A 26,815-nucleotide genomic window follows, 5' to 3' on the forward strand; every position below is an offset into this window, starting at 1 on the left:
TGAGGCAACGAACGATGAGTGTAACCGGAATTGAAAAGCTGGAATTTGGCGTAGAAGACCTGACGCACTGCGCCAAATTTATGCGTGATTTTGGCCTGACGGGCGATGCCAGCGGCCAGCGTTTTACCACCCTGAGCGGCGCGCGCGTGGAGCTGAACCCCATCGACAGCCCGGACCTGCCGCCCGCGTTTGAGGCGGGCAACACCCTGCGCCGCATGACCTGGGCGGTTGCGAGCCGGTCAGAACTTAACACGCTGCGCCCGAAGCTTGCGCAGCAGCCCGGCTTTCGCGAGGTGGGCGACGCGCTGGAGTGCCTTGACCCGAACGGCATGACGCTGCGCGTGCAGGTCAGCCAGCAGACCGACGTGGAGCTGAACGTCGAGCCGATTAACCAGTGGGGCGACGCCCGCCGGATCGACACCCCCAGCCCGGTTTACGATCGCGCCCAGCCCATCAACGTCGGGCACGTGGTGTTCTTCGTGGAGGAGCTGGCGGCGGTAGAAAAGTTCTACCGCGAGGTGCTTGGCTTCCAGGTCTCTGACCGCTACATCAACCGCGCCGTATTCCTGCGCTGCGGCGCGCGCGGCGGCCACCACAACCTGTTCCTGCTGCAGCTGCCGAACCGCAGGCGCGGGCTGAACCACGTGGCCTTCACCGTGCGCGACATCCACGAGGTGATCGGCGGCGGTATCGCGATGAATAAAAATGACTGGAGCACCTTTATCGGGCCGGGCCGCCATCCGGTGTCGTCGGCGTACTTCTGGTACGTCAACAGCCCGACCGGCGGGGCGTTTGAGTATTACACCAACGACGACTACCTGACCGAAAACTGGCAGCCGCGCGAGCTGGAGCACTCGCTGGTCTCCTTTACCGAATGGGCGGTGGAAGGCGGGATCGACCACGACACGCGCCGCCAGCAGAAAAAGCCGGAGGCGGTATGACGTCGCGCATTGTCATTATCGGCGGCGGCCAGGCGGGCGGCTGGGCGGCGAAAACCCTGCGCGACGAGGGCTTCGACGGCGAAATTTGCGTGGTGGCGGAAGAGGAGTGGGATTTCTACGAGCGCCCGCCGCTGTCGAAAGCCTCTCTGCTGGAGCCGGACGCGGCCCTTCCGCGCCTGTTTTCCGACGAAGCCCAGCGGGCGCTGAACCTGAGCTGGTACCGCCCGCTGCGCGCGGAGCAGATTGACCGCGACGCGAAAACGGTGCGTTTAAGCAGCGGCGAGCATCTTAGTTACAACATCCTTTTAATTGCCACCGGAGGGCGGGCGCGCCTGCCCGGTGAGGCGTGGGCAGCGCATCCGCAGGTCTATACCCTGCGCCACTGGCAGGACGCGCAGCGCCTGAAGGGGCGGCTGGCGGAAAGCCAAACCCTGGCGATTGTCGGCGGCGGCTGGATCGGCCTGGAGATTGCCGCGTCCGCGCGCAGGAGCGGCGTGGCGGTCACGTTGTTCGAACAGCAGCCCGCGCTGTGCATGCGCTCGGTGAGCGGCGAGGTGTCGCAGCGCTTAGAAAACCTCCATCGCGAGCAGGGCGTGGATATCCGCACCGGCTGCGGCGCGCTGGAGCTGGAGGACGATAACGGCCTGCCGATTATCCACTGCGACGGCCAGCGTGAAACGTTCGATGCGGTGGTGGTCGGGATCGGCGTCGACCTCAATCTGGAGCTGGCGCGCGATGCGGGGCTTGAAACCGAACGCGGGATCGTCGTGGATGCCCAGGGGCGCACCTCCGATCCGTTTATTTTCGCTGCGGGCGACGTGGCCCAGCACCATCACTACGGCCTGTGCATCCAGTCCTGGGCCTTTGCCCAGAATCAGGCGGTGGCGACGGCGAAGGCGATGCTCAACCCCGACGCGCCGGGCTACGACGACGCGCCGTGGCTGTGGTCGGATCAATACCAGCACAACATTCAGATCCTCGGCATTCCGCAGCCGGGGAGCACAACGGTCGTGCGCGAAGAGTCGCTGTTCTTCTCGCTGGACGAGAGCGGGCGGCTGACGCAGCTGGTGGCGTTCGACGATGCGCGCACCGTCAAGCTGGCGAAGCGCTGGATGGCGGCGGGGCGGGATCTGTCCGACGTGCCGCTCGCCGACCCGACCTTTTCACTGATGTCACTGCGATAGCTAACCCGCACCCGTAGGGGGAGACATGACCACATTAGAGACCAACACCGCGCCCGTTGAGGCAGGCGGTGAGGGAACCCGCACGCCCGAAAAAGCGGTGCGCTGGGCCATCCCGCTGTCGCTGCTGGCCTGCGTGCTGCTGGCGTTCTTCGACAAAATCAGCATCGCGGCGCTGTTTTCCGACACCCATTTCCAGCAGGCGATGGGCATCGATTTCGACACCACGCGCCTCGGCATTCTGATGAGCGCCTTCCTGCTGAGCTACGGCTTTTCGTCGGTATTTTTAAGCGGCTTAGGCGACAAAATCGCGCCGCTGCGCCTGCTCACCGGGATGATGGCGGTGTGGTGCGTGCTGATGGTGGCGATGGGCTTCACCCATAACTACACGCTGATGATCGTCCTGCGCATTCTGCTGGGCGTGGCGGAAGGGCCGCTGTTCCCGCTGGCCTTCGCCATCGTGCGCCACAACTTCCCGCAGCATCTGCAGGCGCGCGCCACCATGCTGTGGCTGCTCGGCACGCCGGTGGGCGCGGCGATTGGTTTCCCGCTCTCCCTCTGGCTGCTGAACACCTTCGGCTGGCAGAGCACCTTCTTCGTGATGGCAATGCTCACCGTGCCGGTGCTTCTCTTTGTGCGCATCGGCCTGCGCGGGATCCGCCTGGAGGCGAAGCCCGGCACCTCGCAGGCGTCTCAGGACGAGCGCCGCGCCGCGCGCCGCGAGCTGTTCGTCAGCCCGCACTTCTGGATCATCTGCATCTTTAACATCGCCTTCCTGACCTACCTGTGGGGCATCAACGGCTGGCTGCCGGGCTACCTGATCAAGGGCAAAGGCATTCACCTGGAGCACGCGGGCTGGCTGTCGTCGATGCCGTTCATCGCCATGCTGGCGGGCGAGGTGATTGGCGCGTGGCTCTCGGACCGGGTCGACAAGCGCGCGGCGGCCTGCTTTATCTCCATGGCGGGGGCGGCAGTAGGCCTGGCGGCGGTGATGCACCTCGACGCCCCGCTGGCCGTTATCGCGGCGATGAGCTTCAGCACCTTTATGTGGGGTACCGGCGCACCCAACATTTTCGCCCTGCTGGCGAAGGCCACCCATCCGCGGGTGAGCGCCACGGCGGGCGGCATTTTCAACGGTCTGGGAAACTTTGCGGGCGCGCTGTCGCCGGCGGTGATGGGCGCGCTAATCGCCTTCACCCACAGCATGGATTCCGGGCTGATTTTTCTGGCGGTGATGGCGGCGGTGGGCTGCGTCCTGTTACTGCCGCTGCTGAGACGTTACTGAGGAGAGTGTCATGACTGATTCAACCGTAACCAACACATCTGGCATCAAGCCTGACCACCTGACGATGGAAGAGTGGATCGAGTCGCGCATCGCGCGCTTCGAAGGCCGCAAGTACGACTGGAACGCGCTGAAGTTCCAGGCCGACTTTGACCCGAAATACCGCCGGGCGCAGATGCGCTATATCGGCACCGGCGCAACGGGCGTGGCGAACGACACCAACACCGTGCAGGCAGACCACTTTACCTTCTCCACCATGGTGCTGCCGTCGAAGTGCGAAGGGCCGCTGCACCTGCACGACGACGTGGAGGAGGTGTTCTTCATGCTCAAAGGGCAGATCACGCTGATGATCCAGGACGGCGACAACTACACCGAAACCGTGCTGCGCGAGCGTGACCTGATCTCCGTTCCGGCGGGCATCTACCGCGGGCTGTTTAACCACGGCGAAGAAGAGGCGCTGATGTGCGTCATGCTGGGAACCAACAAGCCGGAAATCCCGACCTATCCCGCCGATCATCCGCTGTCCAAAGTGAAGCGGAACTAAGGGGGCATGATGACGGGTTTTCGTGAACAGGGAAGCGGCATCCCGCTGATGCTGCTGCACGGCATCAGCTCCGGCGCGGCCTCCTGGCACAAGCAGATGGCGCTGGATGGCTTTCGCGTGCTGGCGTGGGACATGCCCGGCTATGGCGAAAGCCCGATGCTGGCGGTTGAGCGGGCGAACGCGGGGGATTACGCCGACGCGCTGGCGGCGATGCTTGACCGCGCGGGCGTCTGGCAGGCGGTGCTGGTCGGCCATTCGCTCGGCGCAATGATTGCCAGCGCATTTGCGGCGAAGTTCCCTGAGCGCGTCATCCATCTGGTGCTAGCGGACGCCGCGCAGGGATACGGCAATGCCGCGCCGGAGCAGCGCGAGCAGGTCTGGCGCAGCCGCGAGCAGCAGATGGCGCTCGGCGGTGAGATCCTCGCCCAGACCCGCGCCGCGAAGCTGCTGCGCCCCGGCGCGCGTGCGGAAGATGTCGCCACCGTGGCGTCAGGAATGCGCAAGCTGCGCCCGGAAGGCTACCTTGCCGCCGCGTGGATGCTGGCGCACGACGACATTCACGGCTGGCTTAAAGGCTACTCCGGCACGTTTGAAGTCTGGTGCGGCGAGCAGGATGCGATCACGCAGCCCGAGCTGGTGCAGGGGCTGGCGCTGCGCTACGGCATGCCGTTTGTCGCCATTCCGCAGGCCGGGCACGCCAGCTATCTCGATAACGACGCGTTTTTCAACCAACAGCTTTTACGCATTAACGAAGAGGTGCGCGATGAATGCACACATTGACGGCCGCGTGGCGGTGGTCACCGGCGGTTCGTCCGGCATTGGCTTTGAGACGCTGCGCCTGCTGCTGGGCGAGGGGGCAAAAGTCGCCTTCTGCGGCCGCGATCCGGACCGGCTCGCCAGCGCCCGTGCGGCGCTGCAAAACGAATACCCCAACGGGGAGATTTTCGCTTACCGCTGCGACGTGCTGAACGCCGACGAGATTCAGGCCTTCGCGGACGCGGTGCAGGCCCGCTTTGGCGGGGCGGATATGCTGATCAACAACGCCGGGCAGGGCTACGTGGCGCATTTCCACGATACCCCGCGCGAGGCGTGGCTGCACGAGGCCGAGCTGAAGCTGTTCGGGGTGATCAACCCGGTACAGGCGTTTCAGCCTCTGCTGGAGCAGTCCGACATCGCCTCTGTCACCTGCGTGAACTCCCTGCTGGCGCTGCAGCCTGAGGAGCACATGATCGCCACCTCCGCCGCCCGCGCCGCGCTGCTGAACATGACCCTCACGCTCTCGAAAGAGCTGGTGGGCAAGGGCATCCGCGTCAATTCCATTCTGCTCGGCATGGTGGAGTCCGGGCAGTGGCAGCGCCGCTTTGAGAACCGGACGGACAAAAGCCAGAGCTGGCCGGAATGGACGGCGGATATCGCGCGCAGGCGCGGCATTCCGATGGCGCGCCTCGGCAAGCCGCATGAGCCCGCGCAGGCGCTGCTGTTTCTCGCCTCGCCGCTGGCCTCGTTTACCACCGGCGCCGCGCTGGACGTTTCCGGCGGCTTCTGCCGCCATCTGTAAGGACGCATCATGAAAAAGGTCATGTTAATTGGCTTTGGCGCCATGGCGCAGGCGGTGATTGAGCGTCTGCCTGCGGGCGTCGCTATCGGCTGGATCGTGGCGCGCGAGTCTCACCACGCGGCGATCCGCGCGCAGTTTGGCGATGCGGTAACGGCATTGGCCTCGCCGATGGACTGCACGCAAACGCCCGATCTGGTGCTGGAGTGCGCCAGCCAGCAGGCGGTGGCGCAGTATGGCGAAGCGATTTTAGGGCGCGGCTGGCATCTGGCCGTTATCTCCACCGGCGCGCTGGCGGACAGCGCGCTGGAGCAGCGCCTGCACGCGGCGGGCGGCAGGCTGACGCTGCTCTCCGGTGCGGTTGCCGGTATCGACGGGCTGGCGGCGGCGAAAGAGGGCGGGCTGGAACGCGTGACCTACCGGTCGCGCAAAAGCCCGGCCAGCTGGCGCGGCAGCTACGCCGAGCAGCTTATCGATCTCAATTCTGTTTCTGAGGCAAAGGTATTCTTCGAGGGCAGCGCCCGCGAGGCGGCGCGCCTGTTCCCGGCCAATGCCAACGTGGCGGCGACCGTGGCGCTCGGCGGCGTGGGGATGGACGACACCCGCGTGCAGCTGATGGTTGACCCGGCAACGAAACGCAACACCCACACGCTGCACGTGGAAGGCATGTTCGGCGAGTTCCATCTTGAGCTGAGCGGGCTGCCGCTGGCGTCTAATCCTAAAACCTCCACCCTGGCGGCATTGAGCGCGGTGCGCGCCTGCCGTGAACTGGCCCTGAGCTGAGGAGTGACGATGGACGATCTGAAGATTTTTATCGGCGGCCAGTGGCGGCGCGGCGGCGGCAATCCGATGCAGAGCCATTTCCCGGCTGACGGATCGCTTAATGCGACGTTACATGCGGCAAGCCTCGACGATCTGCAGGACGCGGTTGAGGCCGGAGAGCGCGCCTGGCGCGATCCGGCGTGGCGCGGCAGCCTGCCGCACGTCCGCGCGAAGATCCTGCACAAGGTTGCCGATCTGATTGAGTCCCGCGTGGACGAGCTGGCGCAGATGCAGAGCCGCGATAACGGCAAACCGCTGGGGGAAGCGCGCGGGCTGGTGATGAGCGCGGCGGGAACGGCGCGCTACTTTGCCGCTGCCTGCGAGCTGCTGGAAGGCGAGCTTCCGACGCCGCGCCAGCCGGATTTGCTGACGCTGAGCCGCTACGAGCCGCTGGGCGTGGTGGCCGCCATCACGCCGTGGAACTCACCGATTGCCAGCGAGATGCAGAAGGTCGCGCCGGCCATTGCGGCGGGTAATGCGGTGATCCTTAAGCCCGCCGAAGCCACGCCGCTGATGGCGCTGGAGCTGGCGCGAATGTTTGAACAGGCGGGGCTGCCCGCCGGGCTGCTGAGCGTGCTGCCGGGCAAAGGCTCGGTGATTGGCGATGCGCTGGCGCGCCATCCTCGCGTGCGGAAAATTTCCTTTACCGGCGGGACCACCACGGGCCGTCATCTGGCGCACGTGGCGGCGGAAAAGCTGATCCCGGCCTCGCTGGAGCTGGGAGGAAAATCCCCCACCATCGTGCTGGAGGATGCCGATATTGAACAGGCCGCGCGCGGGATCTGCTACGGCATTTTCAGCTCGGCGGGGCAGGCGTGCATCGCCGGATCGCGGCTGTTTATCCACGAGAGCATTTACGCGCCGCTGATGGCGCGGCTGCTGGAAATAACTCGCGGGCTGCGCGTCGGGCATCCGTTTACCGACGGCGTCCACGTGGGGCCGCTCATCGGCAATAAGCATCGCCAGAGCGTGCAGGAATATGTCGAGCTGGCGAAGCGCGAGGGGGGCCGCGTGCTGTGCGGCGGGGAGAGCCCGGCGGATCCTGCGCTGGCAAACGGCAGCTTTTTCCTGCCCACGATTATCGAGGGGCTGAGCAACGGCGCCCGCGCGTGTCAGGAGGAGATCTTCGGCCCGGTGCTGGTGGCGATGCCGTTTCGCGATGAAGCCACGCTTATCCGCGAGGCAAACGACTCGGTTTATGGCCTGGCGGCGGGGATTTGGACCCGCGATACCGGACGCGCGCTGTTCCTGAGCGAGCAGCTGGAGGCTGGCACCGTGTGGATCAACACCTACAAAGTTTTTGCGATTTCGACCCCGTTCGGGGGCTTTAAAGAGAGCGGTCTGGGCCGCGAAAAGGGCATTCAGGGGCTGAAGGCCTGGATGCAGCAAAAGAGCATTTATCTGGCGACGGGTAATAGCGTCAACCACTGGTGCGACTGAGAAAGGGTGAGCAATGAGCGAAATGATAACCGTCGGCGACGCCATCGCCAGAACGCTGGAGCAGTATCAGGTTGAGGCCATCTACGGCGTCATCTCCATTCACAACCTGCCGATCGCGGACGCGGTGGGGCAGCGGGGCAACATCCGCTTCGTGCCCACGCGCGGCGAGGCGGGGTCCGCCACCATGGCCGACGCCCACGGGCGCTTTTCCGGCCTCGGCGTGGCGCTGACCAGCACCGGCGCAGGGGCAGGGAACGCGGTAGGCGCGCTGGTGGAAGCGATGAACGCCTGCACGCCGCTGCTGCATTTAACCGGCCAGGTGGAGAAAGCGTGGCTGGACGCCGACACCGGGTTTATCCACGAAACCCGCGACCAGCTGACCTTCCTCAAGGCCAGCTCAAAGCGGGCGTACCGCATCAGCAACGCCAGCCAGGCGGTGGCCATTCTGCACAAGGCCATTCAGGAGGCGCAGACGCCGCCGTGCGGGCCGGTCTCTGTGGAAATCCCGATTGATATTCAGGGCGCGAAAATCCCGCTGTCGCTGGTGACGAAACCGGTGAAACCGGCTGCGGTTCCAGCCGTCGATCCCGCGACGGTTGACGCACTGTGGGCGCAGCTGAAGCAGGCAAAACAGCCGCTGCTGTGGCTGGGCGGCGGGGCGCTGGGTAGCGCTGACGCGGTGAAAAAGCTGGCGGACGCGGGCGTGACGGTGATCTCCAGCACCCACGCGCGCGGCGTGCTGCCGGACGTCCATCGCGCCAGCCTGAGGGCGTTCCACAACTCGCCGTCGGTGGAAGCACTCATCGCGCAGTGCGACTTTACGCTGGTCGCCGGTTCACGCCTGCGCAGCAACGAAACACGCTCCTGGACGCTGGAGCTGCCGCATCCGCGCGTGCAGGTTGATATCGACCCGGCGGCGGCAAGCCGTAACTATCTGATGGATAACACGCTGATAGCCGACTGTTCCGCGTTGCTTGGCGCGCTTGCAGACAAAATTCAGGGCCGCGAGTGGGGCAACGCGCAGTGGGATACGCAGGTGCAGCAGGCGGTTGAGCAGGCCGAACAGGGGCTGCGCGAGCAGTGCGGCGCCTACACGAAGCTCAACGACGCCATCGAGAAGGCGCTGCCGAAGGACGGTCTGCTGGTGCGCGATATCACCGTGTCCGGCAGCCTGTGGGGCAGCAGACTGTTCCGCGCCAACGGCCCGCTGATGAACATTCACTCTCTGGCCGGGGCGATCGGCATGGGGCTGCCGATGGCGATCGGCACCGCGATCGCCAACCCGCAGTGCAAGGTGGTGGGGCTGGTGGGCGACGGCGGCCTGAGCCTGAACCTCGGCGAGCTGGCAACGCTGGCGCAGGAAAAAGCCAACGTGACGCTGCTGATCATGAACGACGGCGGTTACGGCGTGATGCGCGGTATTCAGGATAAGTATTTCGGCGGGCGTCAGTACTACAACGAACTGCATACGCCGGACTTTACCCTGCTGGCACAGGCGATTGGCCTGCAGGCGTGGAGCGTTGAGCGGGCAGAGGATTTTGATGCGGTGATGACGGAGGCGCTGGCGATGCCGGGGCCGTCGGTAGTCGAAGTGCGAATGGGGCAGATTGGCGCGCTGAAGTTTGCCGGGCCGCCGCAGAAGACGCTTTATTAGCTATTTCCCCTCACCCTAACCCTCTCCCCAAAGGGGAGAGGGGATTGAGTACACCCTCTCCCCTTTGGGGAGAGGGCAGGGTGAGGGGATAAATCAGAACACGTTAAACGGGTATTCCACGTAAGCGCGGATCTCATCCCCGCCCACGTTGTAGTCGCTGGCGTTGCTGGAGACGCGCAGCACGGAGTAGCGCAGGCGCAGCGTCAGGTCTTTCGCCGGGCCGTCCTGAACCTTGTACTGGAGCTGGTTAAACCACTCGTGCTCTTTGCCGTTGCTGGTTTCAGACGTTTTAATGTTGTCGCCGCGCACGTAGGCCGTGGTCCAGCTCAGGCCCGGCAGGCCGAGGCCGCCGAAGTCCAGGCCGTAGGATGCCTGCCATGAGCGTTCGTCTTCGCCGTTGAAATCAGACCAGTAGGAGTTCGCCAGCCAGATGGTGTTGCCGCCGTCACCCACGCCGCCCTTGTCGCGATAGCCGCCGTAGTTGTAGCCGGTGCTGCCGCTGCTCTGCTGGTACGCCACCTTGAAGGTATGAATATCCCAGATATAGCTCGCCGCCAGGCTCCAGATGGTGTTGCTGCGGCCCGTGTCGAGGCTGTCCGCGTAGCCCTGATCCAGTCGCGAGTTGTAGCCGTTGAAGTCGAGCACCAGCTGCTGTCCGGTGCTGAACGGCTGTTTGAAGTTCATGCCCAGATACTGCTTGTTCATCACCTCTTCGTTATGAGAGGCGTACAGCGCGCCGCTGAACTGATCGTTGAACTGGTAGCTTGCGCCGCCGAAGGTCAGGCTTTTCAGACCGCTGTCGTGGCGGTCGTCGCTTTTACGCTGCTCGTCGGTGAAGTAACCGGCGTTCACTTCCAGCCCGTCGATCTCTTTCGAGGTCAGCAGGGTGCCGGTGTAGCTTTCAAACAGCAGGCGGGAGCTATCGGCAGTAACGATTGGCAGCTCGGGACGCTGGTTCCCGTAGCTCAGCACGGTATTGGAGATGCGCATTTTGGCCGTCGCGCCAAACTTCGCCAGATCGGATTTTGCCCGGCCGTCGTCTTCCTGCTTAAAGAAGTCGATGCCGCCCGCGCCGCTCTTGCCGCGGCCGCCGTCCAGACGCACGCCGTACTGCGCGATACCGTCCACGCCAAAACCCACCAGCCCTTCGGTATACCCGGATGCAAAGGTGGCGACGATGCCCTGACCCCATTCGGCTTTATCCTGCTGGCCCTGATGGTAATCACGGCTGATATACGCATTGCGTAAAAACAGGTCTAAATGGCTGTCGTCGATAAAACCCTGGCTGTCGGATTGCTGGCTTGCAGCGGCAGGTAATGCGGCGAATAAACTTAAAGCAATTAATGATAATTCTTTTTTCACGGAGGGAACGTCTCTGTATGGATATATTAATTTGAATGACTGCGCATTTGATAATTACCGGAAAGGTTAACGATTGCAATAATTATGTGACCAGACGTTTCAGAGGACGGGCCAGATTTGGCGGGGCTTACGGGGGTGTTATCGATACGTGCTGTTAAGTTGGCAATTCATGCGAAATAAAAGGGAGGCAACTCTGCCTCCCCATAATATTATTTAATTCCGTCTGCGGCCATTCGGTCGCGAATATGCTGCGCGCGTTCAACCGAGGCCGGGTGATCGTCAAACATGGAGCTTTGACGACCCTCTTCCAGCTTGGCCAGTTTTTCAAAGCTGGTGGCTAAACCGGATGGATTAATGCCGCGTTTGCGCAACAGATCGTAGGAGTAATCATCTGCCTCAGATTCCTGACGCTGGGAGAACTGGGAGTTGACCAGCTTCTCGCCCATGTCGCCGATCTGGGACTGGGACAGGCTGCCGACGATGCCGCCCGCAGAGGCCGCCGCCGCACGAACGGCGTTGGTGCCCAGCGCAACCTGCATGCCTTTCTTCACGTGGCCGAGCGCGACGTGGCCCATTTCGTGGCCGATAACCGCTTCAACTTCGTTGTCGGTCATCATGTCCATCAGCCCGCTGTAGACGCGGATACAGCCGTTCGCCATCGCGAAGGCGTTCACGTCTTTCGCCACGTACACCTTGTAGTTTACCGGCTGGCCGTTGATGTTATCGCCCAGCGCGGAAGCAATCTTATTCAGACGCTGCGTATAGTTACTGTTTGCCGGGGCGAGTGTAGCTTTGGCATCCATATCTTTACAGGCCTGATCGCTGAGCGTTTTAACCTGCTCGTCGCTCAGGGAATACGCCTGGAAGGCTTCTGCACCAGACGACATCAGGCCATTAGAATCCATGTTCTGACAGCCGCTCAGCAGGAGCGTCGTACCCAGGGCCAGCACTATTGCACGCATTTTCATGATGTTGCTTCCGTACTCGTTAATCTGAATAAAATCCGAAAAGTGCACCGTCAGCGAAGCCGGTGTCGGGCTAAGTATAAGGAATATCGACAGGGGCGAGCGAGGAGATTGCGCAACATGCGAGCATGATCCAGAGATTTCTTAACACGCAAAAGAATGCTCCATGTACATGACTTGCGGCTTGGGTTACATTGTTGGCACTTTTTTCCGGCGTAGCCCAAAACGCGCTGTCGTCAAGGGCATGGCCTTTAACAGTCCGATCTGGAGTTAAAATGTCCTCACGTAAAGAGCTTGCTAATGCTATTCGTGCGCTGAGCATGGACGCAGTACAGAAAGCCAAATCCGGCCACCCAGGGGCCCCTATGGGTATGGCTGATATCGCCGAAGTCCTGTGGCGTGATTTCCTGAACCACAACCCGCAGAACCCGTCATGGGCTGACCGCGACCGCTTCGTGCTGTCCAACGGCCACGGCTCTATGCTGATCTATAGCCTGCTGCACCTCACCGGCTACGACCTGCCAATCGAAGAGCTGAAAAACTTCCGTCAGCTGCACTCCAAAACTCCAGGTCACCCGGAAGTGGGTTACACCGCGGGCGTAGAAACCACCACCGGCCCGCTGGGTCAAGGTATTGCTAACGCAGTAGGCATGGCGATTGCTGAGAAGACCCTTGCGGCACAGTTCAACCGCCCTGGTCACGACATCGTTGACCACTTCACCTACGCGTTCATGGGCGACGGCTGCATGATGGAAGGCATTTCTCACGAAGTGTGCTCCCTGGCAGGTACCCTGAAGCTGGGCAAACTGGTTGCGTTCTATGACGACAACGGTATCTCCATCGACGGTCACGTTGAAGGCTGGTTCACTGACGACACCGCAGCACGTTTCGAAGCCTACGGCTGGCACGTTGTGCGTGGCGTTGATGGCCACGATGCTGACTCGATTAAACGTGCAGTAGAAGAAGCGCGTGCGGTAACGGACAAACCTTCTCTGCTGGTGTGCAAAACCATCATCGGCTTCGGTTCTCCGAACAAAGCGGGCACCCACGATTCCCACGGTGCGCCGCTGGGCGATGCGGAAATCGCACTGACCCGTGAAGCGCTTGGCTGGAAACACCCTGCGTTTGAAATCCCGTCTGACATCTACGCGCAGTGGGATGCAAAAGAAGTGGGCCAGGCGAAAGAAGCGGCCTGGAACGAAAAATTCGCTGCCTATGCGAAAGCGTTCCCTCAGGAAGCGGCTGAATTCACCCGTCGTATGAAAGGCGACATGCCGTCTGACTTCGACGCGAAAGCGAACGAGTTCATCGCTAAGCTGCAGGCGAATCCATCTAAAATCGCCAGCCGTAAAGCGTCTCAGAATGCGATTGAAGCGTTTGGTCCTCTGCTGCCTGAATTCCTCGGCGGCTCCGCTGACCTCGCGCCTTCTAACCTGACTATCTGGTCCGGTTCTAAAGCGATCAACGAAGACACTGCCGGTAACTACATCCATTACGGCGTACGTGAATTCGGTATGACCGCGATTGCCAACGGTATCTCCCTGCACGGCGGTTTCCTGCCGTACACCTCTACCTTCCTGATGTTCGTTGAATACGCTCGTAACGCCGTGCGTATGGCTGCGCTGATGAAACAGCGTCAGGTGATGGTTTACACCCACGACTCCATCGGTCTGGGCGAAGATGGCCCAACTCACCAGCCGGTAGAGCAGGTGGCTTCCCTGCGCGTGACCCCGAACATGAGCACATGGCGCCCATGTGACCAGGTTGAATCCGCGGTGGCGTGGAAATACGGCGTTGAGCGTCAGGACGGCCCAACCGCACTGATCCTCTCCCGTCAGAACCTGGCGCAGCAGGAGCGTACGCCAGAGCAGCTGGCGAACATCGCCCGCGGCGGTTACGTGCTGAAAGATAGCGCGGGCCAGCCAGAGCTGATCTTCATCGCCACCGGTTCTGAAGTTGAACTGGCTGTTGCAGCCTGGGAAAAACTGACTGCCGAAGGCGTTAAGGCGCGCGTGGTGTCCATGCCGTCTACCGACGCGTTCGACAAGCAGGATGCCGCTTACCGTGAATCCGTACTGCCTAAAGCGGTTTCCGCTCGCGTGGCGGTGGAAGCGGGCATCGCTGACTACTGGTTCAAATACGTGGGCCTGAACGGCGCTATTGTCGGCATGACCACCTTCGGTGAATCTGCTCCTGCAGAGCTGCTGTTCGAAGAGTTCGGCTTCACCGTTGAGAACGTTGTCGCGAAGGCGAAAGAACTGCTGTAATCGTTTGTCCGGTGCGGGCTGATGCCCTCACCCCGACCCTCTCCCACGGGGAGAGGGAGTATAAAGTAGGCCGGGTAAGCGCTAGCGCTTACCCGGCTTTTTTGCAGGCATTATTCCATCAAAAATGTGACGCAAGTCATATAGCTGGCTTATTGGTCTGGGCAGAGATTCCTTTTATTCCCCGATTCGCTTATTCTTGCTGAAGCGTTTCAGTCGATTAAATGTTCGACAATTGACCAATCAATCGCAGTTTGTGACAGCAAAGATTCCCCTTCGGGCGTCGCTGGATTACTCTTTCAGCCACCTCAAACTCAGGGATAGCTTTGCAGGAGATCTATGACCGTACGCGTAGCGATTAATGGCTTCGGTCGCATCGGGCGCAACGTGGTTCGTGCTTTATATGAATCCGGGCGTCGTGCGGAAATAACCGTGGTGGCAATCAATGAACTGGCGGATGCTGCGGGCATGGCGCATTTGTTGAAATATGACACCAGCCACGGCCGCTTTGCCTGGGACGTTCGCCAGGAAAGAGAGCAGCTGTTTGTCGGCGATGATGCTATTCGCGTGCTGCATGAAAGCAGCATTGAAGGGCTACCCTGGCGTGAACTGGGTGTGGATGTGGTGCTTGACTGTACCGGCGTGTACGGCAATCGGGAACACGGCGAAGCGCATCTGTCCGCTGGCGCGAAAAAAGTCCTGTTCTCCCATCCCGGCAGCAACGACCTTGACGCCACCGTCGTGTTTGGCGTTAACCAGCACGAGCTGCAGCCTGAACACCGCATTGTCTCCAACGCCTCCTGCACCACCAACTGCATTATTCCGGTCATCAAACTGTTAGACGATGCGTATGGCATTGAATCCGGCACCGTGACCACGATTCACTCCGCCATGCACGATCAGCAGGTCATCGACGCTTATCATCCGGACCTGCGACGCACTCGCGCGGCGAGCCAGTCGATTATTCCGGTAGATACTAAACTGGCTGCGGGGATCACCCGTATTTTCCCGCAGTTTAACGACCGTTTTGAGGCCATTGCCGTACGTGTGCCGACGATTAACGTGACCGCAATCGATCTCAGCGTGACGGTGAAAAAACCTGTAAAAGCCTGTGAAGTCAACCTGTTGCTGCAAAAAGCGGCACAGGGTGCATTTCATGGTATAGTTGACTATACGGAATTACCGTTGGTCTCAGTAGATTTTAACCACGACCCGCACAGCGCCATCGTCGATGGCACGCAAACGAGAGTCAGTGGCGCACACCTCATCAAGACGCTGGTCTGGTGTGATAACGAATGGGGCTTTGCTAACCGAATGCTCGACACCACGTTAGCAATGGCCGCTCAAGGTTTCAGGTAGGACGCATTGTGCGTCTGCAAAACTTTAAGAATCAACGAGAGGATTCACCATGTCTGTAATTAAGATGACCGATCTGGATCTGGCAGGTAAACGCGTTTTCATCCGTGCCGATCTGAACGTACCGGTTAAAGATGGCAAAGTGACCAGCGACGCGCGTATTCGTGCATCTCTGCCAACCATCGAACTGGCTCTGAAGCAGGGCGCTAAAGTGATGGTGACCTCCCACCTGGGTCGTCCAACTGAAGGCGAGTACAACGAAGAGTTCTCTCTGCTGCCGGTTGTTAATTACCTGAAAGACAAACTGTCCAGCCCGGTTCGCCTGGTGAAAGATTACCTGGACGGCGTAGAAGTCGCTGCCGGTGAACTGGTTGTTCTGGAAAACGTTCGCTTCAACAAAGGCGAAAAGAAAGACGACGAAGCGCTGTCTAAAAAATACGCTGCCCTGTGCGACGTATTCGTAATGGATGCATTCGGTACGGCTCACCGCGCGCAGGCCTCTACCCACGGTATCGGTAAATTTGCAGACGTTGCTTGTGCAGGCCCTCTGCTGGCTGACGAACTGGAAGCGCTGGGTAAAGCACTGAAAGAACCTGCTCGTCCAATGGTGGCTATCGTTGGTGGTTCTAAAGTTTCTACCAAACTGACCGTTCTGGATTCCCTGTCAAAAATCGCTGACCAGCTGATCGTAGGCGGTGGTATCGCGAACACCTTCGTTGCCGCTCAGGGCCACAACGTGGGTAAATCCCTGTACGAAGCAGACCTGGTTGACGAAGCGAAACGCCTGCTGACCACCTGTGATATCCCGGTCCCAACCGACGTTCGCGTAGCGACCGAGTTCTCCGAAACCGCAACCGCGACCCTGAAATCTGTTAACGACATCAAAGATGAAGAGCAGATCCTGGACCTGGGCGACGTTTCTGCACAGAAACTGGCTGAAATCCTGAAAAACGCGAAAACTATCCTGTGGAACGGCCCTGTTGGCGTGTTCGAATTCCCGAACTTCCGCAAAGGGACTGAAATCGTTGCTAACGCAATCGCAGACAGCGAAGCGTTCTCTATCGCAGGCGGCGGTGACACTCTGGCAGCAATCGACCTGTTCGGTATCGCTGACAAGATCTCCTACATCTCCACTGGTGGCGGCGCATTCCTCGAATTCGTGGAAGGCAAAGTACTGCCAGCAGTAGCAATGCTCGAAGAGCGCGCTAAGAAGTAAGCCATTCAAGGGCAGGGAAACCTGCCCAATTTTCAGCGCGCTTATAAGAGCACGCACCTTTTCTAACGGCCGAAGATACAGGACTAAGCAACATGTCTAAAATTTTTGATTTCGTAAAACCTGGCGTGATCACTGGTGATGACGTACAGAAAGTGTTCCAGGTAGCTAAAGAAAACAACTTCGCTCTGCCAGCAGTTAACTGCGTCGGTACCGACTCCATCAACGCCGTACTGGAAACTGCAGCCAAAGTTAAAGCTCCAGTTATCGTTCAGTTCTCTAACGGCGGCGCTGCGTTCATCGCGGGTAAAGGCGTGAAAACTGACGTTCCTCAGGGTGCTGCCATCCTGGGTGCTATCTCTGGTGCGCACCACGTACACCAGATGGCTGAACACTACGGTGTTCCAGTTATCCTGCACACTGACCACTGCGCGAAGAAACTGCTGCCGTGGATCGACGGTCTGCTAGACGCGGGTGAAAAACACTTCGCGGCAACCGGTAAGCCACTGTTCTCTTCTCACATGATCGACCTGTCTGAAGAGTCTCTGGAAGAGAACATTGAGATCTGCTCCAAATACCTGGCGCGCATGTCCAAAATGGGCATGACCCTGGAAATCGAACTGGGCTGCACCGGCGGTGAAGAAGACGGCGTGGACAACAGCCACATGGACGCTTCTGCACTGTACACCCAGCCAGAAGACGTTGATTACGCTTACACCGAGCTGAGCAAAATCAGCCCACGCTTCACTATCGCAGCGTCCTTCGGTAACGTACACGGCGTTTACAAACCAGGTAACGTGGTACTGACCCCGACCATCCTGCGTGATTCTCAGGAATACGTTTCCAAGAAACACAACCTGCCGCACAACAGCCTGAACTTCGTCTTCCACGGCGGTTCCGGTTCTTCTGCTCAGGAAATCAAAGACTCCGTAAGCTACGGCGTAGTGAAAATGAACATCGATACCGATACCCAGTGGGCAACATGGGACGGTATCCTGGGCTACTACAAAACCAACGAAGCTTACCTGCAGGGTCAACTGGGCAACCCGAAAGGCGAAGACCAGCCGAACAAGAAATACTACGATCCACGCGTATGGCTGCGCGCTGCCCAGACTTCTATGATTACTCGTCTGGAGCAGGCATTCAAAGAACTGAACGCGGTAGACGTTCTGTAATTTGAATTTTGCCCAATAAAAAAGGCTTCCTTCGGGAAGCCTTTTTTTTAGCCTGTAATACAGGTTCCTTTTTCGCCCGCCAGTATTTGCGGGGCGTCCTTCAGGGCGCCGATAAACGCCGTGTTTCCCGTTTGCTGCACGAACTGAATCACCGCAGCAGCCTTGGGCCCCATTGCACCGTCCGGTGCGGCAAAAGGTGCTAGCTCCTGCAACGTAACATGCCGAAGCGGGCGAGCCTGCGGCGTTCCCCAGTTTTCATAGACCGCATCGGCATCGGTCAGGATCAGTAAATGATCGGCATGAATAGACTGCGCCAGCACCGCCGCGGTCAGGTCTTTATCGATGACCGCTTCCGTTCCCTGATAGCCCGCACCCTCCGCGATCACCGGAATACCGCCACCGCCACAGCAAATCACTACGTGGCCGGCTGCCATTAGCGCCGCGATTGCCTGGTCATCGACGATCTTCAGGGGAAGCGGAGAGGGAACAACGCGACGGATATACTTACCGTCTGCTTTCATCGTCCAGCCGTAGCGCGCCTCAAGCGCTGCCTGCTGCTCGGGCTGATAGACCGGGCCAATGTATTTTCCAGGCAGAGAAAAAGCCGGATCGTTCGCGTCCACTTCAACCCGAGTCATGAGCGTTGATACCGGAACGCTCCCCGCATACTGCGTCAGTTCCTGCGCGATAGCGGAGCCAATCATCCCCTGGCTTTCAGCAACCAGTATGTCCAGCGGCCAGGCTGGCGAGTCGGTATAGGCCGCATTCTGCAAGGCCAGCAGGCCGACCTGCGGCCCGTTGCCGTGAACGATGACCAGCTGGTAATCACTTCCCAGCGCGGCGACCATTCTGGCAAAGACCTTTGTGCTACGCTGCTGATTTTCTGCGCTCAGAACCTCCCCGCGCTGCAATAACGCATTGCCGCCAAGAGCAATAACTATTTTCTTTTTCATGATGACCTCTTTGGTAAATATCTCGCGGTCAAAATAAAGGTTTATGAAATCGGTAATGTGATAAACATTCCAGGTCGGCGACCACAAAAAATATCTCATTAATTAATCAGGTTTCGCTTTTGTTTATTTAATTAATTTTGAAAGTCATTATTAGATTTTTTTTAATAATATCGTCGTCAATTCCCAGGAATTTATAACAATAGATTTTGTGTGACATTGTTCAAATGAAATAGCCTTGTACCTCGATACTGTAACGGCAGTTAAAACATCAAGCCTCACGTATCAGTGCGATAACAAGAGGTATTCAGCGGTAAATATTACCGGGAGATTGCTTATGTCTGCATCCTATGACGTGGCTGAGGCCACAAAGAAAAAAGGAATACCGGCCTGGTGGGTCACGATTTTCCTCTTCTGGCTAGGCTGGATTTTTATGTACGCCGACCGCACGGTATTAAATCCCGTGATGGGCGAGCTGGAAAAAGAATTTGGCTTGAGCGGAACGCAGTTAGGGATACTTAATTCAGTGTTCTATTTTTCATATGCCTTATTGCAGGTCCCGGCCGGGATACTTGGCGATAAAATTGGCAAGAAAAAAGTGCTGGTTCCCGGCTTTATTCTCTTCGGCGTTTTTACCGCGGTGACCGGTTGGGCAAAAAGCTGGTACACGCTGCTCTTTGCGCGTGTTGTGACCGGTGCCGGGGAGGGGACATATTACGGCCCTCAGTACGGTTTATCCTCTGAACAGATCCCGAAAAAATACCGCTCGCTGGGCAGCGCGATAATTAACAGCGGTATGGCGTTCGGTATTGCCCTCGGCTTAATGACCTCCAGCTGGCTGGTCTATGACCAGGGCTACTCCTGGCGAATGCCGTTTTACGCAATGGCGATACCTTCCGTTCTGGTCGGGATTGCTATCTGGCTGTTCGTTAAGGAGAAGAAACGCACTGCCGATGCCGAAGGGCAAGCGGTTAAAAAAGGCAAGTTCAGCGATCTGTTTAAGAACCGTAACCTGATCCTGACTTACATCATGGTGTTCTGCAGCCTGTTTGGCTTCTTCGTGATCCTGACCTGGCTACCTTATTACCTCCAGAACGAACGCGGCATTCCGGGCAGCGAAACCGGGTTTATCTCCTCGCTGGTGGCGTGGATCTCTATTCCGGGCGCGCTGCTGTTCTCCAGCCTCTCCGATAAGTTAGGCAAGCGTAAGCCATTAATTCTGTTTTTAGTGCCGGTGGCGATCGTCAGCATGTTGTCCATCGTCTGGATGCCAGGTATGACCGGCGTCATCGTCGCGCTCTGCGTGTACGGCCTGGTAGGCAAGCTGGCGCTGGACCCGGTGCTGGTGGCGCTGGTGGCCGACAGCGTGGATGAAAACAACTACAGCACCGCATTCGGATTATTCAACTTCATTGGTATGAGCTCATCCATTCTGGCACCGATTATTGCCGGGGCCGTTCGCGACATGACGGGAAGCCTGGCTTCCAGCTTCTATGTCTCCGCGGTGCTCCTGGCAATTGGTCTGTGCGGGATGCTGTTCTTAAAAGAGAAACGTGCATAAAGAGGTAGCGGTAATGATTTACGCCTTTGTTAAAAAGGGAAGTTTTCAGGATTCCGTCAGCCTGATGATAATTTCCCGCAAATTAAGCGAACACCCGGAAGTGGATCAGGTCTCCGTCATGATGGGAACCCCGGCGAATAAATCGATGCTGGAGTCAACGGGCTTCTGGCACGAGGATTTTTCCCAGGCAACGCCGAACGATATTTGCGTCGCCGTACGCACCGGGTCCGAACAGCCCGCGATCCTGGATCTTATCCGCGAGCAGTTAGAGAAAGAGCTGAACGCGATTGCCACTGCGTCGGGAAGTTCGCACCAGTTAGTGAAAGCACGTCGCTGGGAAAGCGCCTGTCAGAAACTGCCTGATGCCAATCTGCTGCTGGTCTCCGTTGCCGGAGAGTATGCCGCATCGGTCGCCAAAGAAGGGTTACTGGCTGATAAAAACGTGATGCTGTTTTCCGATAACGTGCCGGTTGCGCAGGAAGTTGAGCTGAAAACGCTGGCTCGCGAGCGTGGCCTGATTGTTATGGGGCCGGACTGCGGTACGGCGATGATTGCCGGCAGCCCGCTGGCTTTTGCCAACGTCCTGCCCGAGGGGGGAGTTGGCGTAATTGGCGCGTCCGGGACGGGTATTCAGGAAATCACCTCACAGATTGCCCTTCACCGGCAGGGCATAAGCCATGCCATTGGTTTGGGGGGGCGCGATCTGAGTGCTGACGTCGGTGGTCTTAGCGCGCTTACCGCGCTAGAGATGCTGGCAGAAGATGAGGCAACAAAGGTCATCGCATTCGTTTCTAAGCCGCCGTCACCTCAGGTGCGCACCAGGGTTATTACAGCCATGCAGAGCGTCGGTAAGCCCTTGGTTGCGCTGTTCCTCGGGAGCCAGCCGGAGCAGCGCCGCGACGGCAACGTCTGGCTTGCGCATTCGCTTTCCGATGCTGCACGGCTTGCGGTGCTGCTGATGCGCGTGGCTAACCAGCGCCAGACTCAGCCCGAGGTGGCGGGTAAACGCATTTGCGGTTTGTATGCCGGCGGTACGCTGGCGGCGGAAGCGGCGATGTTGCTTTCCGAGGGGCTGGGTATACCGCTGAGCGAAAGCCATCAGGATGGCGTCATGCTGGAGTCCGGAGGCCATCGCATCGTCGATTTAGGGGATGACAGCTACACCCTCGGCAGACCGCACCCGATGATCGACCCCACTACCCGCAGCATCGAAATTGAAAAGCTGGCCGCTCAGCCCGAGACGGGCGTTTTGCTGCTGGACGTGGTGCTGGGCTATGGCGCCTGTGCCGATCCTGCGGCGGCGGTGGTTGAGGCGATTGAAAGCGTGCGCTCGCAGCGCGCTGAGCCGCTGGTGGTTATCGCCACGCTGACCGGCACCGAGGCCGATCCCCAGGGGCGTAACGGGCAGAGCGAAAAGCTGCGGCAGGCCGGTGTCGCCGTTGTTGAGACGCTGGAAGAGGCCGTGTTGCTCGCCACCTGCCTGATCCAACCCCAGCCCACGAGCGCATCAGACAAGCACTGCGCGCTCCTCGACGGCGTTCAGGTCATCAATGCCGGACTGCGTAGTTTTGCGCTGGATCTGCAGAGCAGCGGGACGCCGGTTGTTCACTATCAGTGGGCGCCCGTCGCCGGCGGCAACGCCCGTCTTGCCAGTTTACTCAAACAGTTACATTAAGTTCAGAGGTACAGATATGTATTCATCTATTGCACAGGCCAATGAAGCCATCATTGAACGAATTAAAGCTGCGCGTCCGCACTGGGTGGCAGTCCGACCTGCCAAAGAGGCGGTAGCCGAACTCTCCTCCGGGCGTAAGCTGTTGCACGCGGGCCCACCGATAGCCTGGGAAGAGATGACCGGGCCAATGCGCGGGGCGTGCATTGGGGCCACGCTGTTTGAAGGCTGGGTCGAGCGTGAAGAAGATGCGGTGCGCCTGCTGGAGCAGGGAGAAGTGGCGTTTATCCCGTGCCACCATGTGGGTGCCGTGGGGCCAATGGGCGGGATCACCTCGGCGAACATGCCGGTGCTGATCGTGCGTGATGTGGTTCATGGTAATCAGGCCTGCTGCAATCTGAACGAAGGCATCGGCAAGGTGATGCGTTTTGGCGCGTACGGTGAGGATGTGCAGCAGCGGCTGCGCTGGATGCGCGATACGCTGGCCCCGGTTCTGCAGGCAGCGCTGAGCGAAATTGACAACGGCATTGACCTGACGGCGATGATGGCGCAGGCCATTACCATGGGCGACGAGTTTCACCAGCGTAACATCGCCGCGTCTTCGTTATTACTGCGCACGCTCTCCCCGGTGATTGCGGGGCTGGATCGCCCGCAGGATGACATCATCGAGGTGCTGCAGTTCCTGAGCGTAACCGACCAGTTCTTCCTCAACCTGGCGATGGCCTACAGCAAAGCGGTAATGGATGCGGCTGCGCAAATCAAGGCGGGTACCGTGGTCACGGCCATGACGCGCAACGGTCGCGAGTTTGGTATCCGCGTGAGCGGTACGGGCGACCGCTGGTTTACCGCCCCCGTGAATACCCCGCAGGGGCTGTTCTTTACCGGTTACAGCCAGGCGGACGCGAACCCGGATATCGGCGACAGCGCAATCACCGAAACGCTGGGAATTGGCGGTGCGGCGATGATTGCGGCACCCGGCGTCACGCGCTTTGTCGGGGCGGGCGGCATGGACGCCGCGCTGGAAACGTCGGAAGAGATGGCTGAAATTTACCTCGCCAGTAACCCGCTCTTCCAGATCCCCTCCTGGGATTTCAGGGGAGCATGTCTGGGGTTAGATGTCCGTCGGGTTGTTGAAACCGGGATCACGCCGCTGATTAACACCGGTATCGCCCACCGCGAGGCGGGGATCGGACAGGTGGGGGCCGGCACGGTGCGCGCACCGCTGCCGTGCTTTGAAAAAGCCCTTGAGGCGCTCGCGGAGCTGTATCACGTTACCGCGTAAGGGGGGAGAGGGGCGGTCCTGCCGCCCCGGAGTGTTCGCTATGATCGTACAGTCTCTGGCCTGTGGTGGCGTTGATCGTTTGAGCGACGGGGAGTGGCGTCTGCACAGCCGCTTCACCCAAGCGATCAACTATAGCCATGCCGATGGCGCGCTGTTGACATTTATCCGTTACGGCAAGGGCGTCGCGCCTGCCGGGGTGTTGCTCTCCACGAGTAATTTCGCAAAAGTCTACGATGCTCAGCGGTGGACTAAACGGGGCAAGATCCTGCTGGGGCATGACGCATCTGTCTTGCTACGACGTCCCCTCAACCTGACTCCTCAAAGCGGTAGGATGCCCGTGCCCGATTTGCGGAACTACCCGGAAAAAACGGGGCTGTGCGGCCCGCTTCGTCAGCTGGACGCGGGTGCCATCGCCTTCAGGCTATTGCTGGATGGTCTCACCCAGTGGGAGAGCGGAACGCCTCCTTCATGGGCAGGATTAATTGGCATGGGGCCCGGCCTAACGCCCGGTGGCGACGACATGCTGACAGGCGCGCTGGCAGTGTTACATGCTTCACACTTTTCCACGCAACTCCAGGCTTGCCCATTTTTACCCTCGGCCGATCAACTCATGACGATCACAACCTCGGTAAGCTGTAGTTACCTCAACAGCGCCCGCTACGGCGAATTTTCGACTCCGGTTCTTCACCTGCTGCGCTGCCTGCAGGCCGGGCGCGATCCGCACAGAGCCATTCGGCGGCTGGTGCTGATGGGGCATACGTCGGGCGCAGATATTGTTGCCGGCATGGTGATTACGTTGCGATGGCTACAGATCCGGAAGGAAAGGCGAGGACATGCTCGATCAGGAAACAGTGCGGACATTTATTCGGGTTGCGGAGACCGGGAGTTTTTCGCGGGCGGCCGCTTCTCTCCATAAAACGCCAGCAGCGATCAGCTATCGGATTAAAACGCTTGAGGAGCAAACCGGCACGCAGCTCTTTTTGCGCACCACCCGTTCAGTGAGCTTAACCCCTGCGGGCACGCATCTGCTCGAAAACTGTCGGCAGTGGCTGAGCTGGCTGGACGCCATGCCGGATGAACTGCAGCAAATTAATGCGGGCGTCGAAAGACAGATCAATATTGTTGTTAACAATCTGCTTTACCAGCCGCGCTCTGCCGCCAGGCTATTAACCTGGCTGCATCAACGTTTTCCCTTCACGCGTTTCCAGCTTTCCCGCCAGGTGTATATGGGGGTGTGGGATGCGTTGCTCTACGATGATTTTCACCTCGCCATCGGGGTGACGGGATCGGAATCCCTGTCCAATACCATTTCACTTCTCCCGCTGGGTGAGATTCGCTGGCGATTCGTGGTTGCCAGCGATCACCCGCTGGCGTCACATCCAGCGGATCGCTTAACGGACGATATGCTGCGCAAGTATCCGGCGATCAATATTGACGACACCTCGCGTAACCTGACGCGTCGGGTGGCGTGGCTGCTCGGCGGGCAGAAGGAGATCAAGGTGCCTGATATGAGCACTAAAATTGCCTGTCACCTCAGCGGGCTGGGGGTAGGTTTTTTGCCAGAGCGTCAGTGTCAGCCCTATATTGAGTCCGGGCAGCTGGTGGCAAGAGAGGTGGTAAACCCGCGCCAGAAATCTCCGCTATCGGTGGCGTGGAAGTCCGTCGGCAGCGGAAAGGTGATTGACGAGATTGTGACGTTATTTCGCAACAAAGATCCGCTGGTGGCGGAATTTACCAGCGAAATTGACCCTCAGCTTTACTAACTCTTACAGAAATCGGCCTCCGTAAATGGCATATTTTCCTGCTTTTGTTTACCTTTAACACTGGCGTTTTCGTGATTGAGATCTCGTTAGCGCGTGTTTGGGTTATTAACAAGGAAAATTGAATGGAAGATCTCGGTGTAGTAGATGGGATTAACAACGCGGGAACCTGGCTGGTGCGCAACCAGGCATTGCTGCTGAGTTATGCGGTTAATATTGTAGCAGCCATTGCGATCATCATCGTCGGGATGATCGTGGCGCGTATCGTATCGAACGCGGTTAACCGCGTAATGCTGGCCCGTCACATTGACGCCACGGTGGCTGACTTCCTCTCCGCACTGGTACGCTACGGCATTATCGCCTTTACGCTGATTGCGGCGCTGGGTCGTGTGGGCGTGCAGACCGCCTCCGTCATTGCCGTTCTTGGTGCCGCCGGTCTGGCCATTGGTCTGGCGCTGCAGGGCTCGCTTTCAAACCTGGCGGCAGGCGTTCTGCTGGTCACCTTCCGTCCGTTCCGTTCCGGCGAATACGTTGACCTTGGCGGCATTGCCGGGACCGTGCTGCAGGTGCAGATTTTCTCAACGACCATGCGTACCGTCGATGGCCGCATCGTGGTTGTGCCGAACGGGAAAATCATCGCGGGCAACATCATTAACTTCTCCCGTGAGCCGGTGCGTCGTAACGAACTGATTATCAGCGTGGCGTACGACTCCGATATCGATCAGGTGAAGTCGCTGATCAGCAACATCATTGCTTCAGACGATCGCATTCTGAAGGACAAAGAGCAGACGGTTCGCCTGAACGAACTGGGCGCTTCCTCGATTAACTTCGTGGTGCGCATCTGGAGCAAAAGCGGCGATCTGCAGAATGTTTACTGGGACGTTCTGGAGCGTATCAAGCGTGACTTCGACGCTAACGGCATCAGCTTCCCGTACCCGCAGATGGACGTAAACGTCAAAAAAGTCAAAGAAGCCGAATAACGTCTTCCCAGGCCCGGTAAGCGCTAGCGTCGCCGGGCTTTTCTTTTATTAGCCACGCTAATCACCAATTAATATTATCCATTTCCTCTAATGTGATTCACGCAGTATAGTCTGCATCCAGAACAATACTGTGAGAATTTCGTCATGTTATCCTATTATTTTCAAGGGCTTGCGCTGGGCGCGGCCATGATCCTTCCCCTCGGCCCGCAGAATGCGTTCGTGATGAACCAGGGCATCCGTCGCCAGTATCATCTGATGATTGCCCTGCTGTGTGCGGTAAGCGATTTACTGCTGATCTGCGCCGGGATTTTTGGCGGCAGCGCATTGCTGATGCAGTCCCCGTGGCTGCTGGCGCTGGTGACCTGGGGCGGCGTGGCGTTCCTTTTATGGTACGGATTCGGCGCCCTGAAAACGGCCATGAGCAGCAATCTCGAGCTGGCGAGCGCCGAGGTGATGAAGCAGGGGCGGTGGAAGATAATCGTGACCATGCTCGCGGTCACCTGGCTTAACCCGCACGTCTATCTTGATACCTTTGTGGTGCTGGGCAGCCTTGGCGGGCAGCTGGACGTTGAGCCAAAACGCTGGTTTGCGCTCGGTACGGTCAGCGCGTCGTTCCTCTGGTTCTTTGGTCTGGCTATTCTGGCCGCGTGGCTGGCGCCGCGCCTGCGCACCGCCAAAGCGCAGCGCATAATCAATACCCTGGTGGGGCTGGTGATGTGGTTTATCGCGTTTCAGCTGGCCAAAGAGGGCGTTCATCACGTACAGGGATTGTTCAACTAAGCGTTGTCTTATGGACATCTGAACCAGACCCGCTAAGCTTGCTGGCATGCGCCCTGATGTTGGGCACTCTTCGCAA

Annotated in this window: 23 protein-coding genes; 20 read left to right on the plus strand and 3 right to left on the minus strand. The window is 59.1% G+C overall.

The window, feature by feature from the left end; genetic code table 11:
* Window positions 1–14 precede the first annotated feature (14 nt).
* The 9 genes from E0L20_RS08505 to E0L20_RS08545 are packed head-to-tail and all read left to right on the plus strand — an operon-like array spanning window position 15 to window position 9,419.
* A complete protein-coding gene (locus E0L20_RS08505; protein WP_131633579.1) occupies window positions 15–941 on the plus strand; it encodes a VOC family protein in 927 nt (308 codons plus the stop codon).
* Window positions 938–2,125 (plus strand): NAD(P)/FAD-dependent oxidoreductase, encoded by a 1,188-nt coding sequence (locus E0L20_RS08510; protein ID WP_131633580.1) that lies wholly within the window; start codon window positions 938–940, stop codon window positions 2,123–2,125. The genes E0L20_RS08505 and E0L20_RS08510 overlap by 4 nt, the downstream gene beginning before the upstream one ends.
* A 25-nt stretch (window positions 2,126–2,150) precedes the next feature.
* Window positions 2,151–3,407 (plus strand): MFS transporter, encoded by a 1,257-nt coding sequence (locus E0L20_RS08515; protein ID WP_131633581.1) that lies wholly within the window; start codon window positions 2,151–2,153, stop codon window positions 3,405–3,407.
* Window positions 3,408–3,417: 10 nt separating this feature from the next.
* On the plus strand, window positions 3,418–3,948 hold the full coding sequence (locus E0L20_RS08520) for a cupin domain-containing protein (protein ID WP_131633582.1): 531 nt from the start codon (window positions 3,418–3,420) through the stop codon (window positions 3,946–3,948).
* Window positions 3,949–3,957: 9 nt separating this feature from the next.
* Window positions 3,958–4,728 (plus strand): alpha/beta fold hydrolase, encoded by a 771-nt coding sequence (locus tag E0L20_RS08525; protein ID WP_131633583.1) that lies wholly within the window; start codon window positions 3,958–3,960, stop codon window positions 4,726–4,728.
* Window positions 4,712–5,506 carry an SDR family oxidoreductase gene (locus E0L20_RS08530; RefSeq protein WP_131633584.1) on the plus strand — a complete coding sequence of 265 codons (795 nt, stop codon included), beginning with the start codon at window positions 4,712–4,714 and terminating at the stop codon, window positions 5,504–5,506. The genes E0L20_RS08525 and E0L20_RS08530 overlap by 17 nt, the downstream gene beginning before the upstream one ends.
* Before the next feature lie 9 nt (window positions 5,507–5,515).
* Window positions 5,516–6,286 (plus strand): aspartate dehydrogenase, encoded by a 771-nt coding sequence (locus E0L20_RS08535; RefSeq protein ID WP_131633585.1) that lies wholly within the window; start codon window positions 5,516–5,518, stop codon window positions 6,284–6,286.
* A gap of 9 nt (window positions 6,287–6,295) precedes the next feature.
* Window positions 6,296–7,765, plus strand: coding sequence for an aldehyde dehydrogenase (locus tag E0L20_RS08540; protein ID WP_131633586.1), 1,470 nt, complete (start codon window positions 6,296–6,298; stop codon window positions 7,763–7,765).
* Window positions 7,766–7,778: 13 nt separating this feature from the next.
* Window positions 7,779–9,419 carry a thiamine pyrophosphate-binding protein gene (locus E0L20_RS08545; RefSeq protein WP_131633587.1) on the plus strand — a complete coding sequence of 547 codons (1,641 nt, stop codon included), beginning with the start codon at window positions 7,779–7,781 and terminating at the stop codon, window positions 9,417–9,419.
* Window positions 9,420–9,512: 93 nt separating this feature from the next.
* On the opposite strand, the gene E0L20_RS08550 is transcribed toward E0L20_RS08545, so the two are convergent.
* Window positions 9,513–10,781 (minus strand): OprD family outer membrane porin, encoded by a 1,269-nt coding sequence (locus E0L20_RS08550; RefSeq protein WP_131633588.1) that lies wholly within the window; start codon window positions 10,779–10,781, stop codon window positions 9,513–9,515.
* A 209-nt stretch (window positions 10,782–10,990) separates the two neighbouring features.
* Window positions 10,991–11,749, minus strand: a complete 759-nt coding sequence (loiP, locus tag E0L20_RS08555; RefSeq protein ID WP_131633589.1) for a metalloprotease LoiP — start codon at window positions 11,747–11,749, stop codon at window positions 10,991–10,993.
* 272 nt (window positions 11,750–12,021) lie between these two features.
* Here loiP and tkt point away from each other — a divergent pair, with 272 nt between their 5' ends.
* The 4 genes from tkt to fbaA all read left to right on the plus strand — a co-directional run bounded on the left by tkt (window position 12,022) and on the right by fbaA (window position 17,754).
* Window positions 12,022–14,013, plus strand: coding sequence for a transketolase (gene tkt, locus E0L20_RS08560; protein WP_131633590.1), 1,992 nt, complete (start codon window positions 12,022–12,024; stop codon window positions 14,011–14,013).
* Between the two features lie 336 nt (window positions 14,014–14,349).
* Window positions 14,350–15,369, plus strand: a complete 1,020-nt coding sequence (gene epd, locus E0L20_RS08565; RefSeq protein ID WP_131633591.1) for an erythrose-4-phosphate dehydrogenase — start codon at window positions 14,350–14,352, stop codon at window positions 15,367–15,369.
* A gap of 49 nt (window positions 15,370–15,418) precedes the next feature.
* Entirely contained in the window at window positions 15,419–16,582 is a 1,164-nt protein-coding gene (gene pgk, locus E0L20_RS08570) for a phosphoglycerate kinase (RefSeq protein WP_010435381.1), read from the plus strand.
* A gap of 92 nt (window positions 16,583–16,674) precedes the next feature.
* The gene (gene fbaA / locus E0L20_RS08575) at window positions 16,675–17,754 is read left to right on the plus strand and encodes a class II fructose-bisphosphate aldolase (protein WP_131633592.1); all 1,080 of its coding nucleotides are present in this window, start codon (window positions 16,675–16,677) and stop codon (window positions 17,752–17,754) included.
* Window positions 17,755–17,801: 47 nt separating this feature from the next.
* Here fbaA and E0L20_RS08580 read toward each other — a convergent pair whose 3' ends face one another.
* Window positions 17,802–18,707, minus strand: a complete 906-nt coding sequence (locus E0L20_RS08580; protein ID WP_131633593.1) for a carbamate kinase — start codon at window positions 18,705–18,707, stop codon at window positions 17,802–17,804.
* Between the two features lie 334 nt (window positions 18,708–19,041).
* Between E0L20_RS08580 and E0L20_RS08585 the strand changes: the two genes are divergently transcribed.
* The 7 genes from E0L20_RS08585 to argO all read left to right on the plus strand — a co-directional run bounded on the left by E0L20_RS08585 (window position 19,042) and on the right by argO (window position 26,739).
* Window positions 19,042–20,265, plus strand: a complete 1,224-nt coding sequence (locus E0L20_RS08585) for an MFS transporter (RefSeq protein WP_131633594.1) — start codon at window positions 19,042–19,044, stop codon at window positions 20,263–20,265.
* A gap of 13 nt (window positions 20,266–20,278) precedes the next feature.
* Complete coding sequence (locus tag E0L20_RS08590) at window positions 20,279–21,940, plus strand: acyl-CoA synthetase FdrA (protein ID WP_131633595.1); 1,662 nt, start codon at window positions 20,279–20,281, stop codon at window positions 21,938–21,940.
* Window positions 21,941–21,956: 16 nt separating this feature from the next.
* Window positions 21,957–23,219 (plus strand): YlbE family protein, encoded by a 1,263-nt coding sequence (locus tag E0L20_RS08595; protein WP_131633596.1) that lies wholly within the window; start codon window positions 21,957–21,959, stop codon window positions 23,217–23,219.
* 40 nt (window positions 23,220–23,259) lie between these two features.
* Window positions 23,260–24,135: an oxamate carbamoyltransferase subunit AllH family protein gene (locus tag E0L20_RS08600; RefSeq protein ID WP_131633597.1), complete on the plus strand. Its 876-nt coding sequence runs from the start codon at window positions 23,260–23,262 to the stop codon at window positions 24,133–24,135.
* Complete coding sequence (allS, locus tag E0L20_RS08605; protein WP_131633598.1) at window positions 24,053–24,982, plus strand: HTH-type transcriptional activator AllS; 930 nt, start codon at window positions 24,053–24,055, stop codon at window positions 24,980–24,982. The genes E0L20_RS08600 and allS overlap by 83 nt, the downstream gene beginning before the upstream one ends.
* A 122-nt stretch (window positions 24,983–25,104) precedes the next feature.
* Window positions 25,105–25,959 (plus strand): small-conductance mechanosensitive channel MscS, encoded by an 855-nt coding sequence (locus E0L20_RS08610; RefSeq protein WP_131633599.1) that lies wholly within the window; start codon window positions 25,105–25,107, stop codon window positions 25,957–25,959.
* A gap of 144 nt (window positions 25,960–26,103) precedes the next feature.
* A complete protein-coding gene (gene argO, locus E0L20_RS08615; protein ID WP_023331253.1) occupies window positions 26,104–26,739 on the plus strand; it encodes an arginine exporter ArgO in 636 nt (211 codons plus the stop codon).
* Window positions 26,740–26,815 lie beyond the last annotated feature (76 nt).

The organism is Enterobacter wuhouensis, assembly GCF_004331265.1.
Classification (GTDB): Bacteria; Pseudomonadota; Gammaproteobacteria; order Enterobacterales; family Enterobacteriaceae; genus Enterobacter; species Enterobacter wuhouensis.

Bases quoted from the DNA above. Each gene is read 5' to 3' on its own strand.
- E0L20_RS08530 (WP_131633584.1), top strand. From the start codon at position 4,712: ATGAATGCACACATTGACGGCCGCGTGGCGGTGGTCACCGGCGGTTCG.
- E0L20_RS08520 (WP_131633582.1), top strand. From the start codon at position 3,418: ATGACTGATTCAACCGTAACCAACACATCTGGCATCAAGCCTGACCAC.
- argO (WP_023331253.1), top strand. From the start codon at position 26,104: ATGTTATCCTATTATTTTCAAGGGCTTGCGCTGGGCGCGGCCATGATC.
- fbaA (WP_131633592.1), top strand. From the start codon at position 16,675: ATGTCTAAAATTTTTGATTTCGTAAAACCTGGCGTGATCACTGGTGAT.
- E0L20_RS08510 (WP_131633580.1), top strand. From the start codon at position 938: ATGACGTCGCGCATTGTCATTATCGGCGGCGGCCAGGCGGGCGGCTGG.
- epd (WP_131633591.1), top strand. From the start codon at position 14,350: ATGACCGTACGCGTAGCGATTAATGGCTTCGGTCGCATCGGGCGCAAC.
- E0L20_RS08585 (WP_131633594.1), top strand. From the start codon at position 19,042: ATGTCTGCATCCTATGACGTGGCTGAGGCCACAAAGAAAAAAGGAATA.
- tkt (WP_131633590.1), top strand. From the start codon at position 12,022: ATGTCCTCACGTAAAGAGCTTGCTAATGCTATTCGTGCGCTGAGCATG.
- pgk (WP_010435381.1), top strand. From the start codon at position 15,419: ATGTCTGTAATTAAGATGACCGATCTGGATCTGGCAGGTAAACGCGTT.
- E0L20_RS08545 (WP_131633587.1), top strand. From the start codon at position 7,779: ATGAGCGAAATGATAACCGTCGGCGACGCCATCGCCAGAACGCTGGAG.
- E0L20_RS08535 (WP_131633585.1), top strand. From the start codon at position 5,516: ATGAAAAAGGTCATGTTAATTGGCTTTGGCGCCATGGCGCAGGCGGTG.
- E0L20_RS08525 (WP_131633583.1), top strand. From the start codon at position 3,958: ATGACGGGTTTTCGTGAACAGGGAAGCGGCATCCCGCTGATGCTGCTG.
- E0L20_RS08600 (WP_131633597.1), top strand. From the start codon at position 23,260: ATGATCGTACAGTCTCTGGCCTGTGGTGGCGTTGATCGTTTGAGCGAC.
- E0L20_RS08610 (WP_131633599.1), top strand. From the start codon at position 25,105: ATGGAAGATCTCGGTGTAGTAGATGGGATTAACAACGCGGGAACCTGG.
- allS (WP_131633598.1), top strand. From the start codon at position 24,053: ATGCTCGATCAGGAAACAGTGCGGACATTTATTCGGGTTGCGGAGACC.
- E0L20_RS08595 (WP_131633596.1), top strand. From the start codon at position 21,957: ATGTATTCATCTATTGCACAGGCCAATGAAGCCATCATTGAACGAATT.
- E0L20_RS08515 (WP_131633581.1), top strand. From the start codon at position 2,151: ATGACCACATTAGAGACCAACACCGCGCCCGTTGAGGCAGGCGGTGAG.
- loiP (WP_131633589.1), bottom strand. From the start codon at position 11,749: ATGAAAATGCGTGCAATAGTGCTGGCCCTGGGTACGACGCTCCTGCTG.
- E0L20_RS08590 (WP_131633595.1), top strand. From the start codon at position 20,279: ATGATTTACGCCTTTGTTAAAAAGGGAAGTTTTCAGGATTCCGTCAGC.
- E0L20_RS08505 (WP_131633579.1), top strand. From the start codon at position 15: ATGAGTGTAACCGGAATTGAAAAGCTGGAATTTGGCGTAGAAGACCTG.
- E0L20_RS08540 (WP_131633586.1), top strand. From the start codon at position 6,296: ATGGACGATCTGAAGATTTTTATCGGCGGCCAGTGGCGGCGCGGCGGC.
- E0L20_RS08580 (WP_131633593.1), bottom strand. From the start codon at position 18,707: ATGAAAAAGAAAATAGTTATTGCTCTTGGCGGCAATGCGTTATTGCAG.